This is a genomic window from Glycomyces sp. NPDC050141 (assembly GCF_055586545.1).
In genome coordinates, this window is sequence record NZ_JBVJHZ010000042.1 from 13,152 (window position 1) to 29,060 (window position 15,909).

Annotated in this window: 12 protein-coding genes and 1 pseudogene; 2 read left to right on the forward strand and 11 right to left on the reverse strand. The window is 70.2% G+C overall.

The features are described from left to right. The first annotated feature begins 134 nt into the window (after window positions 1-134). Complete coding sequence (locus tag ACZ60M_RS21125) at window positions 135-608, forward strand: hypothetical protein (protein WP_465420536.1); 474 nt, start codon at window positions 135-137, stop codon at window positions 606-608. On the opposite strand, the gene ACZ60M_RS21130 is transcribed toward ACZ60M_RS21125, so the two are convergent. From ACZ60M_RS21130 to uxaC, 10 genes and pseudogenes are all read right to left on the reverse strand, one after another. Beyond that, a complete protein-coding gene (locus ACZ60M_RS21130; protein ID WP_465420537.1) occupies window positions 605-1,333 on the reverse strand; it encodes an HAD family hydrolase in 729 nt (242 codons plus the stop codon). The genes ACZ60M_RS21125 and ACZ60M_RS21130 overlap by 4 nt on opposite strands. Before the next feature lie 2 nt (window positions 1,334-1,335). Then, the gene (locus ACZ60M_RS21135; protein ID WP_465420539.1) at window positions 1,336-3,951 is read right to left on the reverse strand and encodes a family 78 glycoside hydrolase catalytic domain; all 2,616 of its coding nucleotides are present in this window, start codon (window positions 3,949-3,951) and stop codon (window positions 1,336-1,338) included. 8 nt (window positions 3,952-3,959) lie between these two features. Further along, window positions 3,960-5,261 carry an MFS transporter gene (locus ACZ60M_RS21140; RefSeq protein WP_465420541.1) on the reverse strand — a complete coding sequence of 434 codons (1,302 nt, stop codon included), beginning with the start codon at window positions 5,259-5,261 and terminating at the stop codon, window positions 3,960-3,962. A gap of 97 nt (window positions 5,262-5,358) precedes the next feature. After that, window positions 5,359-5,919: a gluconokinase gene (locus tag ACZ60M_RS21145; RefSeq protein WP_465420543.1), complete on the reverse strand. Its 561-nt coding sequence runs from the start codon at window positions 5,917-5,919 to the stop codon at window positions 5,359-5,361. Further along, the gene (gene manD, locus ACZ60M_RS21150) at window positions 5,916-7,154 is read right to left on the reverse strand and encodes a D-mannonate dehydratase ManD (RefSeq protein WP_465420545.1); all 1,239 of its coding nucleotides are present in this window, start codon (window positions 7,152-7,154) and stop codon (window positions 5,916-5,918) included. The genes ACZ60M_RS21145 and manD overlap by 4 nt, the downstream gene beginning before the upstream one ends. A gap of 9 nt (window positions 7,155-7,163) precedes the next feature. Continuing rightward, window positions 7,164-8,957, reverse strand: a complete 1,794-nt coding sequence (gene uidA, locus ACZ60M_RS21155; protein WP_465420546.1) for a beta-glucuronidase — start codon at window positions 8,955-8,957, stop codon at window positions 7,164-7,166. 34 nt (window positions 8,958-8,991) lie between these two features. Continuing rightward, on the reverse strand, window positions 8,992-9,810 hold the full coding sequence (locus tag ACZ60M_RS21160; RefSeq protein ID WP_465420548.1) for an SDR family NAD(P)-dependent oxidoreductase: 819 nt from the start codon (window positions 9,808-9,810) through the stop codon (window positions 8,992-8,994). A 9-nt stretch (window positions 9,811-9,819) separates the two neighbouring features. Further along, window positions 9,820-11,028, reverse strand: a complete 1,209-nt coding sequence (locus ACZ60M_RS21165; protein WP_465420592.1) for a family 1 glycosylhydrolase — start codon at window positions 11,026-11,028, stop codon at window positions 9,820-9,822. 144 nt (window positions 11,029-11,172) lie between these two features. Next, window positions 11,173-12,330 (reverse strand): annotated as a pseudogene (locus ACZ60M_RS21170) (mannitol dehydrogenase family protein); the annotation flags it as partial. After that, window positions 12,327-13,721, reverse strand: coding sequence for a glucuronate isomerase (gene uxaC / locus ACZ60M_RS21175; protein ID WP_465420550.1), 1,395 nt, complete (start codon window positions 13,719-13,721; stop codon window positions 12,327-12,329). The gene uxaC and the pseudogene ACZ60M_RS21170, both read right to left, overlap by 4 nt. Before the next feature lie 186 nt (window positions 13,722-13,907). Between uxaC and ACZ60M_RS21180 the strand changes: the two genes are divergently transcribed. Then, on the forward strand, window positions 13,908-14,930 hold the full coding sequence (locus tag ACZ60M_RS21180; RefSeq protein WP_465420552.1) for a LacI family DNA-binding transcriptional regulator: 1,023 nt from the start codon (window positions 13,908-13,910) through the stop codon (window positions 14,928-14,930). Here ACZ60M_RS21180 and ACZ60M_RS21185 read toward each other — a convergent pair. Then, window positions 14,927-15,820: a LysR family transcriptional regulator gene (locus ACZ60M_RS21185; RefSeq protein WP_465420554.1), complete on the reverse strand. Its 894-nt coding sequence runs from the start codon at window positions 15,818-15,820 to the stop codon at window positions 14,927-14,929. The two genes, ACZ60M_RS21180 and ACZ60M_RS21185, sit on opposite strands and share 4 nt — an antisense overlap. Window positions 15,821-15,909 lie beyond the last annotated feature (89 nt).

A 15,909-nucleotide genomic window follows, 5' to 3' on the forward strand; every position in this document is an offset into this window, starting at 1 on the left:
CGGAGTCGAATGCGGACGGTGAGCACTGTCGGTCGCCGCGCTCCTGCGATACCGTTATCAAGCCCGTGTCACCATGGGCCCCACGCTCACCGCGGAACGGCACCGCTCAGCACGCTAGGACTGCCCAGCCCCACATGGAAGACCCCGCTCTCGGCGACCTGCCCGCCTCCACCCGCGCCGCCGTGCTCACCCTCGGCGGCCTCTGCGGCCTCGGCCTCCTCTGCGCCGCAGGCCTGTTCCTGGCCATCGTCAGCGTCGCGCACCTGCGCTCCTCGGGCGCGCCCGTGCCCGAAGGGGCCGCGCCTGCGCTCTACCGCTTCGCCGCCGGCACGGTCGCCGTGGCCGTCTGCCGGGGCGCGCTCGCGTCGATGGTCATGCGCCGCAGCGCGGTCGCCCGCCGCCTCGCCTGCCTGGTCGAGGCCGGGGTGATCGCGCTGGGCCTGCTCTCCTGGTACAACGGCCCCGGCTTCGAAGGCCCCCGCGCAGGCCAGACCGCCCTGACCGCCGACCTCGCCTCCTGGTTCGGCGCCACAGCGGGCATCGCCGTATCGTTCGCGATCGTCCTGCTCCTGTGGACCCGGGCCTCCGAAGCCTGGTGCGACCGCTAGGACAGGAAGTCGAGGACGTGGGCGAGGCCGCGTTCGCCGGTTCCGGGCCTGGCCGGGAGGATATAGGCCCGCGCGCCAATCGCGGCCGCGCCGCCGTCGCGGGCGGCGTTGTCCCCCACCATGAGCGTCGCCTTCGGGTCGGCACCGAGTTGCTCGCAGGCCAGCCCGAACAGCTCCGGGTCGGGCTTCTCCCTGCCGTGCTGGTAGGAGATGACATACGCCTGGACGAGGTCGCCCAGGCCGTGGTGGTCGAGGTGGACGCGCAGGTCCCAGGCGAAGTCGCTCACGATGCCGACCTTGATGCCCTTGGCGCGCAACGCCCTCAGCACGGGTTCGGTGTCGGGGAACGGGACCCACGAGTCCGGGGCCCGGAGGGTCGCGTAGGCCGCGTCCTCCTCGCCCCGGATGAACGCGACTTCCTTCCACCACGCGTAGATCGCCGCGCGGTGCTGCTCGGCCGAGAGGTCGCGGCCCGCCTGGGCCGCCACAACCTCGGGGAGGCGGTAGGCCTCGGTGAGGTCCCGGGCGATCGCCTCGAAGCCCAGGGCCTCAAGGCGATCGGTCCGGTCGGCGGCCTCGGCGAAGCGGCGCACCCACTCCTCCAGGTCGATCAGGCGGAAGATCGTGTTGCTGAAGTCGAACAGGACCGCCTCGACCCTTGGGACCGGCCCGATCGGCTCGGCGGGGCGGAGGAAGTCGGCTGCGCGGTCGTGGAGGCTGCTCACCTCTACACCTTAAGCGGGCGAACGAAACTGAACACCCCTTGCGTGACCGTGGACTCCTCGCCGTTCGGGAAGACGATGCGGCCCTTGGTCCCCGGCGGGACTTCGACGTCGAGGTGGAACTCGCCGCCTTCGGTCCGCCACTCGACGCTGATGCGGCCCTGCGGCGTCTCGTAGGAACCCTTCGCCCAGGTGAGGGAGGCGTGCGGAACGGGCGCGACGACAAAGGACTGCCAGCCGACGCCTTCGGCCTGCCGCAGGCCGAGGGTGTGGGTGTGCAGGAAGCGGACCACGCCGCCCTTGCTGTAGTGGTTGAGCGAGTCGTGGGCGTCGCCGCGCTCGTCGACGCCGTCCCAGTCCTCCCAGATCGTCGTCGCGCCCTGGTCGGTCATGCCGAGCCACGACGGCGACGTGCGCTGGAGGAGCAGGTCGTAGGCGACATCGGCGTGGCCGGAGTCGGCCAGGACCGGCAGGAGGTCTGCGGTGGAGAGGAACCCGGTCGCGAGGTGGTTCCCCTTCTCGCGGATGAGCTCCACGAGGCGGTCGGCGGCCTGCTCACGGAGGCTGTCCGGCATCAGGCCGAAGGTGAGTGCGCGGACGTAGCTCGCCTGGTCGTCGGACTGCGTGCGGCCGTCGGCATCGAGGTACTCGGTGCGCCAGGCGTCGCGCACCGCTTCGGCGGTGGCGTCGTAGCGGCGGGCGTCCTCCTCGCGGCCGAGGACGGCGGCGCCCTGCGCGAGGGTGGACACCGAGCGGTACAGGTAGGCGGTGCCGATCTCGCCCTTGTCCGCCATGAACCAGGCCATCGGGTTCGTCTTGATCGGGTCGATGAACGTGCCGTCGGCGGCCCGCTCCTTGGGTTCGCACCACTCTCCCCAGTGGAAAGAGCCGTCCCAGAGGTACTGCTCGTGCGCGGCCGGTTCGGGCGAGCGCTCGATGCGGGACTGGTGGCGAGCCGAGGCGGCGGTCTGGAGCTGCCACGAGACCCAGCGGACCATCGCGTCCCAGTTCTCTTCCAGCACTTGCACATCGCCGTAGGCCGTGAAGAGCTCCCACGGGACGGCGGTGATCGCGTCGCCCCAGCCGGCGGAGCCGGTCATCATCGCGAACTGGGTGTCGAGATGGGACTTGATCTGGCGGCCGTCCGGCGAGAAGTTCGCGATCCGGCCGTCCGGCAATTGGTCGTCGCGCACCGATCGCAGCCACTTGCGGCTGAAGCCGAGCACGTCGTACAAGCGCGTCGCGGTAGGCAGGAAGACCTGGTAGTCGCCGGTCCAGCCGAGGCGCTCGCGGGTCGGGCAGTCGGTCGGGACGTCGACCGCGTTGCCCTGGAAACTCCACTTCGCGACCTCGTGCAGGCGGTTCAGATCCTCGTCGCTGCAGGCGAACTCGCCCGCCGGGGCGAGGTCGGTGTTGACGACCTGCATGCGGAGGTCGCCGGGGTCGAGCGGGGCGTCGCGCTGGATGCGGGCGTACTGGAAGCCGTGCACGGTGTGGCGGGGCTCGAAGGCCGCACCGGACCCGTCGGAGACGACGACATCGCGCTGCACGAACGTGATCGGCGGTTCACCGGGTTTGAACGAGTCCAGATTGGAGGTCGAGAGGTCGCCGTCGGGGCCGACGTGCTCGCCGTAGTCGATCACCGTGCGGGTCCCGGCCGGGCCGAGGTCGGTGAGGGTGATCCAGCCGGAGGCGTTCTGTCCGAAGTCGGCGACCCACACGCCGTCCTTGACCTCGGAGACCTTGACGGCGGCGCGGGACTCGACGGTGCGGATCAGCGGCGCGGGCGACCAGTCGATCGCCGGACCGCTCACCTGGTCGACCAGGACCGGGACCGGTTCAGCCTGGGGCGCTTGAAGATCGAGGGTCTGGCCCTCCATGAGGTCGGCGCGCGTGATCGGGGACGGCGTGCTCGTCCACGAACCGTCGGTCCCGATCACCTCGCCCGTGCCGTCTTCGTATTCGAGGTGGAGTTCGGCGCGGGCACCGAGGACCGCGCCCCACTGGGCGGGCTCGCGGAACGCACCGACCTGGCCCCGGTACCAGCCGTCCGAGATGACGATCTCGATCCGGTTGCCGCCCGAACGGATCGCCTCGGTGACGTCGGCGGCCTGGGCGTACAGGGTCCGGTCGTAGGAGGTCGAGCCGGGCGAGAGTTCGGCCGTGCCCGCGCGCTCGCCGTTCACGAAGGCCTCGTAGACGCCGAGCGCGGTGGCGTAGAGCCGGGCCGAGCGGACCTCGCGGGCGTTGAAAGTAACCGCGAGGGTGTGGGCCCCGCGCTTGCCGTATCCGGGGTCCTCGGTCTCGACCGGAGAGATCCACCGGGCGGTCCAGTCGTCCTCGAGGAGACCGGATTGGAAGGCGTGCCGGGCGGACCAGTCGCCGCCCAGCGCGCGCACGCGCCATTCGACCCGCTGGGCGCTGGCGAGCGGGGCCCAGGGCCAGGCCACAAGGTGGTGGCCGCTGGCCTCGGCCGTGCGGGTCTCGCCGTCGACCACGGCTTCGAGTTCGTAGCCGGAGGCGTCCGCTGCGGGCTTCCAGGACAGACGCGGCGCGGGCCCGGAGACCGGGAACTGGTCGCCGCCGCCGTCGATACGCAGGTCGTAAGGCGCTGAGTGCATCGTCTTCCCTACCGGACCGATTTGATCTTGAACATGATGATGAGGCCGCCGATCATGGCCAGCGCCGCACCGGTGAGGTACAGCAGCGTGTAGTTCTTGTCGCCGCCGTCCGCGACGCCGAAGGTGATGATGAACGGCGCGATCAGCGGCGCGACGGCGCTCGGGATCTTCTGCGCGAATGCGACCACGGCCATGTAGCGCCCGGCCTGGGCCCGGTCGGGCAGGACCGCGAAGACGATCGCCTGGTCGACGGCGGCGAACACGGCGATGGCGAGCTGCATGAGCACCGCGCCGACGATCAGCTGCGGCATCGAGTACGCGAAGGCCTCTGCGATCGCACCGCCCATGAACAGGAGCGCGCCGATGAACGTGAACAGCTTGCGGCGCTGGAGCTTGTCCGAGAGGAACCCGCCCGCGATGGCCCCGGCGGTGGCCGCGACGATGCCGAGCATGCCGATGGTCGCCACGATCCCGGCGACCTCTTTGACGGGCATGTCGAGTCGCTGGGCGTAGAAGAAGGTGCCGAAGGCGGTGTTGAAGTACAGGCCCATGAAGAAGATGAACCGGCCCAGCCAGTTCCACCCGAAGTCGGGGTACTTGCGCGGGTTGAAGCCGTAGCTGGCGACCAGGCTCTTGACGGTGACGCGGTTGCCCTCGCCCACGAGCTCGCGGGAGTCGCCTTCGGGCTTGAAGATCGGGAACAGGACGAGCAGGACCGCGCCGACGAGGCCGGGCACGACGAACACCAGGAGGGTGCTGGAGGCGACGGCGTAGGCGATGCCGATGCCGAGCACGGGCGCGATCTGGGTGGAGACGTTCGCCAGCGCCGAGACCTTGCCGCGCTGCTCTTCCGGGACGCGGTCGGCCTGGAGGTTCTGGACGGCCTGTCCGGCGGTGGACCAGCCGATCATGCCGACGACCCAGGCGAGGCCGACGGTGAGGAGGCTCGGGGAGGCGGCGATGGCGACGAGGCCGATCATGCCGAGGGCGGTGCCGGCGAGCATGAAGGGCGTCCGGCGGCCGAGCTTGGAGCGGATGCGGTCGCTCCAGAGCCCGATGAGGGGGCTGATCACGAGGTACACGAACTGGGCGGAGCCGGTCACGTAGCCGAGAAGTTCTTCGCGGCCGGGGGCGAGCTCGTCGATCCGCACCGCGAGGGAGTACGAGATCGGGACCATGATGGCCATGGAGGCGCCGAAGCTGGCGAGCATGATCCAGGCCAGGTAGGCCTTGCTGACGCGCTCTAGTGGCGGGGCCGTGATCTGGCCTGCGGGCGGTTCGGGGGCCACCGCTTGGGTGTCTTGGGACATGTCGACTTCCTTGTCGCTTGAACTACGAGGGATACACCTGTTGCCAGGGGTATTGCCGGTGCTGATATCGATTTGTGAGCAAAACGGGCTGAACGGGCTAGTGGACGAACGGGTCGAGGTCGTTGGAACGTTTCAGAAGGGTGTGGATCGCCGTGACGATCTCCTGCGGGTCTCCCTCGATGCCGACGGTGAGGCCGGGTTCGTCGGGTTCGAGCGGTTCGAGCGTGGCGAACTGGGAGTCGAGGAGGCCCGGCGGCATGAAGTGCCCGGCGCGGGCGTTCATGCGGGCGGCGATGAGCTCGCGGGAGCCGTGGAGGTGGACGAAGCGGACTTCGGTCCCCGCGGCCTTCGCGATGGCTTCGCGGTAGGCGCGGCGCAGGGCCGAGCAGGCGACGACCGCCGGTGCTCCGGCCGCGAGGCGGGCGCGGATAGCGGCGCCGACCTCGTCCAGCCAGGGCCACCGGTCCTCGTCGGTGAGCGGGGTCCCCGAGGCCATCTTCTTGACGTTGGCCTCGGGGTGCAGGTCGTCGGCATCGACGAAGTTGCCGGGGGCGCAGTTGAGCGCGCCCCCGACCGCCGCGGCCAGCGCCGCGGCGATCGTGGACTTGCCGCAGCCGGAGACGCCCATGACGACGACTGCGATTTCCTGAGTACTCACCAGTCGTGGACCGTTCCGTCGGCGAGGCGGTTGTACGGCAGGTAGGCCTGCACGTACGGGTACTTGCCCGCCTCGTCGGTGTCGAGTTCGACGCCCAGGCCCGGCTTGGTACCGGGGTGGAGGAGCCCGTCGGTCCAGGTGAAGGACTGCTGGAAGACCTGGTCGGTCTTGGCGCCGTGCTTCATGTACTCCTGGATGCCGAAGTTGTGGATCGACAAGCCCAGGTGCATCGCGGCGGCCATGCCCACGGGGCTGATGTCGGTGGGGCCGTGCATACCTGACTTGATCTGGTACTGCGAGGCGTAGTCCAGGACCTTCTTCAGATGGCTGATGCCGCCGGTGTGCGTGACGGCGGAGCGGACGTAGTCGATGAGCTGCTCGCGGATGATCTGCTGGTAGTCCCACACGGTATTGAAGATCTCGCCGATGGCGAGCGGCGTGGTGGTGTGCTGGCGGACCAGGCGAAGGGCCTCCTGGTTCTCGGCGGGCGTGACGTCCTCGAGCCAGAACAGGTCATAGGGCTCAAGGCTTTTGCCGAGTTTCGCGGCCTGGATCGGGGTGAGCCGGTGGTGCGCGTCGTGGAGCAGCGGCAGCTCCGGGCCGAACTCGTTCCTGACCGCTTCGAAGACAGTGGGGACGTGGCGGAGGTAGGAGCGGGTGTCCCAGTCCTCCTCGTTCGGGAGGGCGCCGCGCTGGGCCGGTTCATGGTCGTAGCGGACGCCTTCCATCGCCTCGAAGGTGTCGTTCGAGGCGATCCCGTAGATCGACTTCAGGCCGGGCACGCCGGTCTGGACGCGGATGGCGCGGTAGCCCTGCTCCTGGTGGGAGCGGATGGAGTCGAACAGCTCCTGGGTGTCCTTGCCCGAGGCGTGGCCGTAGGCGAGGAGACCGGTCCGCGAGGCGCCGCCGAGGAGCTGGTAGACGGGCATCCCGGCGGCCTTGCCCTTGATGTCCCACAGCGCCATGTCGACCGCGGCGATCGCGGCCATCGTGACGGGACCGCGCCGCCAGTACGCGGAGCGGTACAGGAACTGCCAGGTGTCCTCGATGCGGTGGGCGTCCCGGCCCAGCAGCAGCGGGACGACGTGCTCGGAGAGGTAGGCGACGACGGCGAGTTCGCGGCCGTTCAAGGTCGCGTCGCCCAGGCCGGTGAGGCCGTCGTCGGTGGTGAGCTTGAGGGTCACGAAGTTCCGGTCGGGACTGGTGACGATCACTTCCGCTTTATCGATGATCACGGGAGGCTCCTAAGAGGATTGGCCGGGCTTGCGGCCGTCGAGGCCGGCCCAGCGGCGGCGCAGGGAGAACGCGGAGGACTTGGGCTTGCGGTCCCGAGTGAACACGCCCTTCTTGTTCCCGTCAACGCGGTGGATGCCGGGGCCGGTCTGGAAGTCGGCGAAGTTCCAGATCTGCTCGCCGATGAACTCCGGGATGCGGTCGAACACGCGGTGGTAGGTGGCGAGGAAGTCGGTCTGGTACTCCTCGCTCCACGGCGAGTCCCACACCGAGTGCAGGCCGGGCTGGGTGTCGGTGCCGTACTCGCTCATCATGATGGGCTTGCCGAAGCGCTGGACCCAGCCGCGCAGCTCCATCTCCAGGACCTGCTCGGTCTTGGCGAGGTCGCCGGTGAAGACGTACCAGCCGTAGTAGCGGTTGATGGAGAGCACGTCGAACAGGTCGCCGATCTGGTCGTTCGCGGGGGTCGCGAACATGACGGCGGCGTAAGTCAGCGGGCGGGTCGGGTCGAGCTCGCGGGCAAGCTTCACCAAGGGCTCGAAGTACTCGCGGGCGCCGTCCTCATTGGAGGCAGGCTCGTTCGCGATGCACCACATGACGACTGACGGGTGGTTCTTGTCGCGGTCGATGAGGTCGCGCAGGTGCTGCGCGTGGACCTCGCCCGTGACGCCGCCGAAGTTCTCGGGCGCGAAGGTCGGCGTCGGCGGGATACCCGTCAGGCCGCCCTGGACGCCGAGGTTGAGGCCGACGGCGGCGGTCTCGTCGATGACGACGAAGCCGTGCCGGTCGGCGTAGTCGAGGACTTCCTCGTCATACGGGTAGTGCGCGGTGCGGAAGGAGTTCGCGCCGGTCCACTGCAGGAGCTCGAAGTCGTGCACGAGGTAGGCCTGGTCGTGGCCCTTGCCGCGCACCGGGGTGTCCTCGTGCTTGCCGAAGCCGGTGAAGTAGAACGGCTTCCCGTTGATGAGGAACTCGGTGCCCCGGACTTCGACGGTGCGCACGCCGAACGGCTGCGCGTAGGAGTCGACCACAGTGCCTTCGGCGGTGAGTTCCACGACCAGGTCGTAGAGGTACGCCGCGCCCGGCTGCCACAGGTTGACGTCGGCGATGCGGAGCGTGCCCGTGGCGCCCTTAGCTTCCGCGACGGTGGTTCCGGACTCGTCGACGGCGCGCACCCGCACCTCGGCGTCGCCACTCGTCTCGACCCGGTAGTTCACCAAGCCGTCGGCACCGTCGACATCGGTGACCACGGTGACGTCGCTGACGTGGGTCCGAGGGGTGCTGTAGAGCCGCACCGAGCGGGCGATACCGGCATAGTTGTAGAAGTCGTGCAGGTACGACTGCGATTCGCGGCCGTCCTCGCCGACGGTGACCGTGCCCGGCGGGATCGTCTCGTTCGTGAGCCGGTTGTCGACGGCCACCGAGAGGCGGAACTCCTCGCCCGGAGCGACGACACCCGTCAGGTCGGCCTCGAACGGGAGGTAGCCCCCGGCGTGCTCGGCCACGAGCGTGTCGTTCGCGTACACCTTGGCGGCGTGGGTGACCGAGCCGAAGCGGAGCACGATCCGCTCCCCCGCCCAGCCGCGCGGGACCCGCACCTCGCGCTGGTACCAGGCGACCCCGACATGGCCTCGGATCTCGGGGTCGGTGAAGAGGTCGTTGTAGCTGGCCGGGACGGGCGCTTCGAGCTTGGTGTCCAGGCGTGCGGCCCAAGGGGTCTCGCCGACCTTGGTGTCGATGGCGAAGCGCCACAGGCCGTCGAGTCCCACGAGTTCGCGGGTCGGGCTGGTGCGGGTTGCGAGCATTGGTTCTCCTGCGCGTCGTTGCGATGGTCGGGTGCTAGATGGTGTCGCCCGCGTCGGCGAGCAGGGTGGAGCCGGTCATGAGGGCGGCGAGGTCGCTCGTGCAGAACAGCACGACGCGGGCGATGTCGTCCGGGACGCCGATGCGGCCGAGCAGGCCGGTGCCCATGGTCTTGGCGATCTGGGCGGCGTCGAGCTGCGCGCCCATCGCCTCGGCGGCGGCCACCGCGGCGGCCATATTGCCCTCGGTCGGAACGAAGCTCGGTGCGACGCCGAGGACGCGGATGCCCTTGGGCGCGAGCTCGAGTGCGAGCTGCTTGGTCAGGCCGCGCGCGGCGTGCTTGGAGCCGACGTAGGCGGCCAGGCCCGGCGCGGTGCCCTTGAAACCGGCGGTCGAGACGACGTTGACGATCACGCCGCCGCCGTCCATGCGGTTCGCAGCCTCCTTGGCGCCGAGGAAGACCCCGCGCGTGTTCACGGCGAACACCCGGTCCCAGGCCTCGACGCTCATCTCGGCCACGGGCACGCTCGGGAAGACCCCGGCGTTGTTGACCCAGATGTCGACGCCGCCGAGCTGCTCGGCGGCGAGTTCGCCTGCGGCGGCGACGCTCGCTTCCTCGGCCACGTCCATGACGGTGCCGATGGCTTTCACGTTGTGCTGCTTCGCGATGTCGGCGGCGGCGCTCTCGGCGAGAGCGCCGTCGATGTCGCCTATCAGGAAGTCGGCGCCGGCTTCGGCCAGTCGCAGCGCGATGGCCTTGCCGAGGCCGCGCCCGCCGCCGGTGACGACGGCGCGGCGTCCGGCAAGGGACACGAGTTCGTGGAGGGACTTGCCGGAGACGTCGGGAATCGTCATCGGGGGCTCCTAAACGATTCCGGCGCCGTTGGCACGGGCGATGCCGCCGAGCCAGGCGAGGCTGGGCTTGGGGGTGCGGACGAAGGTCTCACGGTCGACCTGGATGAGGCCGAAGGTGGGCGCCCAGTGGCCCCACTCGTAGTTGTCGAGGAGGCTCCAGTGCAGGTAGCCGCGGATGTCGATGCCGTCGCTGATGGCGGCGTGCAGGGCCTGGAGGGCGCCTTCGGTGTAGAGAATGCGGCGCTCGTCGTCGGAGGTGGCGATGCCGTTCTCGGTGATGAGGATCGGGACGCCGCCGGTGACCTCGCTGGTGTGGCGCACGGCGATCCCGATGGCGTCGGGGCGGAACGCGGTGCCGACGAGGGTGTTGTCCGGGTGGGGCGGGTAGGGCTCGATGCCGTCCGCGCCGACCCACTGCGCGGAGTAGGACTGGACGCCCACGAAGTCGTCGCCCTTCGCGGCTTCGAGGTAGAGGTCCTCCCAGATGTACTGGAGTTCCTGCATCTTGGCCTCGCCGCCGGGGCGGGCCTCGTAGGCGCGGTTGGCTACGGACCAGCCGACCTTCGCGCCGGTGCGTTCGCGGATGAGGTCGCGCACGGCGTGGTGGGCTTCGACGAAGCGCTTCCCGATCTCGGGTTCGGGAGCGGGGAGCGGCGGACGGGGGCCGTCATCCACAGTGGGGCTCTGCCATTCGACTCCGGCTGCGGCGGCCTGCTGCATCTTGATCGCGAGGCCGGTCATCATGGCGAGCATGTTGGGCTCGTTCATGGTCACGACCCACTCGACGCCGTCCAGGATGGACGTCGCGGTCTCGACGTACGCGCGGAAGCGGTCGATCGCGGTGGGGGCCATCCAGCCGCCTTCAGCGGCGAACCACGCCGGGTTCGTGAAGTGGTGCAGGGTGACCACGGGCTTGAGGCCGAGTTCGAGCGCGGTCTCGATCATGCGGCGGTAGTGGCCCAGCTCTGCCCGCGAGAACTCGCCCGGGACCGGCTCGATGCGGGCCCACTCGATGCCGAAGCGGTAGCTGTTGAAGCCGTTGTCCGCGAGGAGCTGCATGTCCTCGCGGTAGCGGTGGTAAGAGTCGCAGGCGTCGCCGCTGCGCTCCATGCCGGGCATGCGGCCCTCGTTCGCCCAGAAGTCGGAGTTGAGGTTGTTGCCTTCGATCTGGTGCGGCGCGGTGGAGGCGCCCCACAGGAAGCCGTTCGGGAAGCTCATCGGGACAGTCTCTGCTTTCTGACTCGTGGTGGTGGTCTGAATGGTCTGCGTGGCGCGGTCGGTTTCGGCGCGGAACGTCGTATCGGCCGCAAGCGCCGGTGCGATCTCGGCGAGGTCGGCGTTCTCGGCGAGGAGCCATGCGGCGATCGCGGTGGCGCAGCCGCGCGCCGGGCGACCGGCCGCGCGTTCGGCGAGGGCCACGGGCACGATCCGCAGCCGGATCTTGGTGCGCGAGTCCTCGTTGATCTGGGCGAGGCGGTGCTCCATGCGCGGGTTGGCGAAGCGTTCGACGAGCGCGGCCCGGTACTCGGCGAGGCCGAGGTCGGGCAGGTGCCGGGCGGCCTCGTCCCACAGGGCCTCGACCTGGGCCCGGCACACCGGGTCGGCGATGGCCTGGGCCACGGTGGTGTGTCCGCGGAGGGTGCCGGACGCGGCGAGGAGCGTGTGCGCGCCGTTGAGCAGCCAGAGTTTGCGCCGCTCCCAGGGTTCGATGTCGTCAACGAAGCGGGCCCCGGCGGTCTCCCAGGCGGGACGGCCCGAGGGGAACTCGCCGCTGAGGACCCAGTCGCTGAACGGTTCGGCGACCACGGGCGCCCGGTCGAGGCGGCCGGTGGCGCGGGCGACCAGGTCGATGTCGGCCTGGTCGGGGCGGGGTGTGATCCGGTCGACCGAAGTGGACACGAACGAGACGCCGTCGAGCAGACCGGGACGGCCGGTCGCGTCGGCGAGGAAGGTGAGCGCGCGTTCGACCAGGCCGCCGTTGTCGGGGAGGTTGTCGCACGGGACGACCGCGAGCGGCGGCGCGCCGTTGCGTTGGCGTACTTCGAGTCCGGCGAGGACGCGGCCGAGGGCGGTGCGCGGTGCCCCGGTGCGGTCGCGCAGGCGCTCGATGTCGGCGGCCGTTTCGGGGTCGGCGAGGTCCGGGTTGCCTTTCGCGTCGAGGCGGTACCCGGCCTCGGTGATCGTGAGGGTGAGGATCGCGACCGCCGGGTCGGCGAGCGTGGCGGTGAAGTCGTCCACGTCGTCGCCGGGCACGGCCCGCACGATGCTGCCCACCGGCTCACACCGGTCGTGGTCGGCGGCGCGCTCGATCAGCGTGTACACGCCGCCTTGGGCGGCAAGGGTCTCGGCGGCCTCGGGCGAGCGGCCGGAGTAGGCGGCGATGCCCCAGTTTGCGGCGTCGGCGGCTTTCGCGGTGTACCAGGCCTGGTGCGAGCGGTGGAACGCGCCGAGTCCGAGGTGGACGATGCGGACGGGGGGCCGGTGCGGCAGCACGTCGCGGCCGAGCAGTGGCGTTCTCACAGCTTGAACACCTGCTTCGGCTGGTCGGACACGAGCTCGCCGATGATCCGCTCGGCCGCGGGCAGCGCCACGCGGCCTTCGGTGACGAGCCGCGCGAGGAACGCGGCGTCGGCGCGGCGGGCCGTGTCGTGGCGGGCCGGGATCGACAGGAACGCGCGCGTGTCGTCGACGAAACCGGAGCCGCGGAAGAACCCGGCGGTCTCGGTCACCGCGGAACGGAACCGCCCGATCGCGTCCGGCGCGTCGAGGAACCACCAAGGGGCGCCGATGAACACGCTCGGGTAGAAGCCCGCCATCGGGGCGATCTCGCGCGAGAACACCGTTTCGTCCACAGTGAAGAGCACGAGGTGGAAACCTGCGGCGAGACCGTAGCGTTCGAGGAGCGGGCGCAGGCCGCGCACGTAATCGGTGCGGACCGGGAGGTCGTGGCCGGTATCGGGGCCGAACCGCTCGAACGCGGCGGTGCTGTGGTTGCGCAGGACCCCGGCGTGGAGGGTCATGACCAGGCCGTCCTCGACGCTCATGCGCGCCATCTGGACGAGCATGTGGCCCCGGAACTCGCGGCGCTCGGCGGCGTCGGCCGTCCCGGCGAGCACGAGCTTGAAGAGCCATTCGGCCTCGCTCGGTTCGAGGTCGGCGGTGTAGGGCTCCTCGACGCCGTGGTCGGTGGAGACCGCGCCGTGCGCGATGAAGTAGCGGCGGCGCTCCTCCAGGGCCGCAAGGTAACCGGCGAAGGTGGACGGCTCGCCGGTGGCGGCGAGGAGGCGGTGGACGTTCGCGGAAAAACCGGCGGCGTCGGGGTCGAGGTACCGGTCCGGGCGGAAGGTGGGGACGACGCGCCCGCCGAGGTCGGCGGCGCGGATCGCAGCGTGGTCGGCGAGGTCGTCGAGCGGGTCGTCGGTGGTCGCCAGGAACTCGATGTTGAAACGGCGGAACAGGGCCCGGGGCCGGAACGCGGGTTGGGCGAGGCGGGCGGCGATCGCGTCGTAGGCCGCGTCGGCGGTCCCGGCGTCCAGGGGCGCTTCGATCCCGAGGACCTGCGTCAGGGCCTCGTCGAGCCAGTAGCCCGAGGCCGTGCCCGCGAAGAGGTGCGTGCGGGCGGCGAAGATCCGCCAGGCCGCGCGGGGGTCGGCGGCGGCTAGCGCGCGGAAGTCGGCCAGGTCGACGCCGTCGGCGTGGAGCATCCGGGTGACGTAGTGGTCGTGGCGCACAAGGAGGTCGACGGGGTCCGGGAACGGCGTGTCGGTTGCCAGCCAGGAGGCGGGGACGTGGCCGTGCGGCGAGATGACCGGCGCGTCGGCGACCCGCTGGTACAGGTCCCTGGCGACGGCCCGGATCTGCGGATCGGCGGGGAGGAGCCGGTCGGGATCGCGGCGTTGCGGCTGGGTCATGCGGGCAATTCAAACACGTGACTTAGCAATTGTCAATCGATTGCCATCACGATTTGATCGCAGCCCTCGGCGCATCGAACATGGCCGCGCTCAGGTATGCTCGTTACGCCTCGTGTCCGAAACCGACAGCGCGGCACCAATCGATTGCCGGTTGACAACCCCGGCAACAAGCGCGAAAGGGGAGGCATGGAGCAGTCCGACGCCGCCACCCGTCCCCGCAACGGCGATCGCAAGGCGCCCCCGACGATCTACGACATCGCCCGGATGACGGGCGTCAGCCCCTCCACGGTGTCGCGGGCGCTGAACAAGCCCGGCCGCCTCAACGCGCAGACCGAGCGGCGCATCCGCGACGCCGCCAAGGAGCTCGGCTACCGGATCAACCCCATGGCCCGCGCGCTGCCGACCGGCAAGACCGGCACGCTCGGCCTGCTCGTCTCCGACATCACCAACCCCGCGTACTTCGACCTCGTGCGCGGGGCCGAGCGGGTGGCCTCCGAGTCCGGGATGACGATCGTCTTCGCCGACTCGCAGGAGTCCCCCGAGCTGGAGCGGGCCACCGCCGAGCGGCTGCAGACCTCTGTGGACGGTCTGCTGCTCGTCGGCTCGCGCCTCGAGGACGCGCAGATCCAGGAGCTCTCCTCCGTGAAGCCGCTCGTGGTGGTGAACCGGCTCGTGGACGGCATCCCGGCCGTCATCCCCGATGTGCGGCCGGGCATCACGACCGCGCTGGAGCGGCTGCGGGACGCCGGGCACCGGCGGATCGCCTACCTCGCCGGGCCCGAGGCCTCGTGGATGAACGGCCAGCGCTGGCAGCACGCGTTCGACATCGCGGTGGAATGGGACATGTCCATCGTGGAGATCAAGTCGAACGCGCCTACCCGCGAGGGCGGTGCGGAGGCGTTCGGCCGGGTCAAGGCCGCCGACGTGAGCGCCGTGCTCGCCTACAACGACCTGGTCGCGCTGGGACTCCTGCGGGAGTGCCGCGACCACGGCCTGGACGTGCCGGGCCGGCTGAGCATCGTCGGCTTCGACGACATCTTCGGGGCCGACCTGCCGACCCCGGCGCTGAGCACGATCCGGATGCCGCTGGCGGCACTCGGCGAGCACGGCATCAGGCGGCTCTTGATCGAGATCGACGGCGGCGCTTCGGAAGACGAGTCGGCGCTGCCGACGGAGTTCGTGGGCCGCGAGTCGATCGGGAACGCCTAGACGGCGTCCAGGAGGGCGTCCAAAGCGGGGTTGCCGTGGCGGTGGCGCCAGACGCCGTAGAGCTCCACGGTGTCCGGCGGCAGGTCCTCGATGTCGAGGAAGACCAGGTTCGAGAGGTTGAACGCGCTGGCCGAGGAGGGCACGAGCGCGACCCCGAGCCCGGCGTTGACCACGGACAGGACCGTGTGGACCTGGCTGATGTGCTGCACGTACCGGGGTTTGAGGTGCGCCTGCTGGAACGCGGCGACGACGAGCTCGTAGAAGTACCAGGCCTCTGAGGGCGAGTACGTGACGACGTCGTGCTCGGCGATGTCCTCCATTGTGGGCGTTCGCTCCAGGCGGGTCAGCGGGTGGTCGCGCGGGGCCGCGAGGATGAGCGAGTCCGTTGCCACGAGCCGGGAGTCGAGCAGGTCCGAGCGGGGCACCTGGCGGACCAGGCCGATCTCGATCTCCCCGGCGTGCAGTGCGTCGAGCTGCGCGTGCGTGACCATCTCGCTGAGGACGAGGTCGACGCCGGGCAGTTCCGCTGCAGCGACGGCGATCCAGCGGCCGAGGACGGTGAGGGCCGAGACCGCCGTGAAACCGATGCGGATGGTCCCGGCGGTTCCGGCGGCGACGCGGCGGGCGCGCAGCGGCGCGGTGTCGGCCGAGGACAGGAGCCTGCGGGCCTCTTCGAGGAAGATCCGCCCGGCCGGGGTGAGCTCGGCTCCGCGCTGGGTGCGCAGGAAGAGGTCGAAGCCGACAGAGCGTTCGAGGCGCTGGATCTGGCGGCTCAGCGGCGGCTGGGTCATGAGCAGGCGCTCGGCGGCCCTGCCGAAATGGGACTCCTCGGCGACCGCCACGAAGCACCTGAGTTGGTCGAGTGTGTACCCGATGTCGCCTGTGGCCATGCCCTGAAGGTATCAGTTGATGTCAATTCAGTGTTGGACCGGTATGACCGGAGGGGGTTACGGTACGGGCCAAATCCACGGAACAGGAG

Bases quoted from the DNA above. Each gene is read 5' to 3' on its own strand.
- ACZ60M_RS21125 (WP_465420536.1), top strand. From the start codon at position 135: ATGGAAGACCCCGCTCTCGGCGACCTGCCCGCCTCCACCCGCGCCGCC.
- ACZ60M_RS21135 (WP_465420539.1), bottom strand. From the start codon at position 3,951: ATGCACTCAGCGCCTTACGACCTGCGTATCGACGGCGGCGGCGACCAG.
- ACZ60M_RS21140 (WP_465420541.1), bottom strand. From the start codon at position 5,261: ATGTCCCAAGACACCCAAGCGGTGGCCCCCGAACCGCCCGCAGGCCAG.
- uidA (WP_465420546.1), bottom strand. From the start codon at position 8,957: ATGCTCGCAACCCGCACCAGCCCGACCCGCGAACTCGTGGGACTCGAC.
- ACZ60M_RS21160 (WP_465420548.1), bottom strand. From the start codon at position 9,810: ATGACGATTCCCGACGTCTCCGGCAAGTCCCTCCACGAACTCGTGTCC.
- ACZ60M_RS21165 (WP_465420592.1), bottom strand. From the start codon at position 11,028: ATGAGCTTCCCGAACGGCTTCCTGTGGGGCGCCTCCACCGCGCCGCAC.
- uxaC (WP_465420550.1), bottom strand. From the start codon at position 13,721: ATGACCCAGCCGCAACGCCGCGATCCCGACCGGCTCCTCCCCGCCGAT.
- ACZ60M_RS21180 (WP_465420552.1), top strand. From the start codon at position 13,908: ATGGAGCAGTCCGACGCCGCCACCCGTCCCCGCAACGGCGATCGCAAG.
- ACZ60M_RS21185 (WP_465420554.1), bottom strand. From the start codon at position 15,820: ATGGCCACAGGCGACATCGGGTACACACTCGACCAACTCAGGTGCTTC.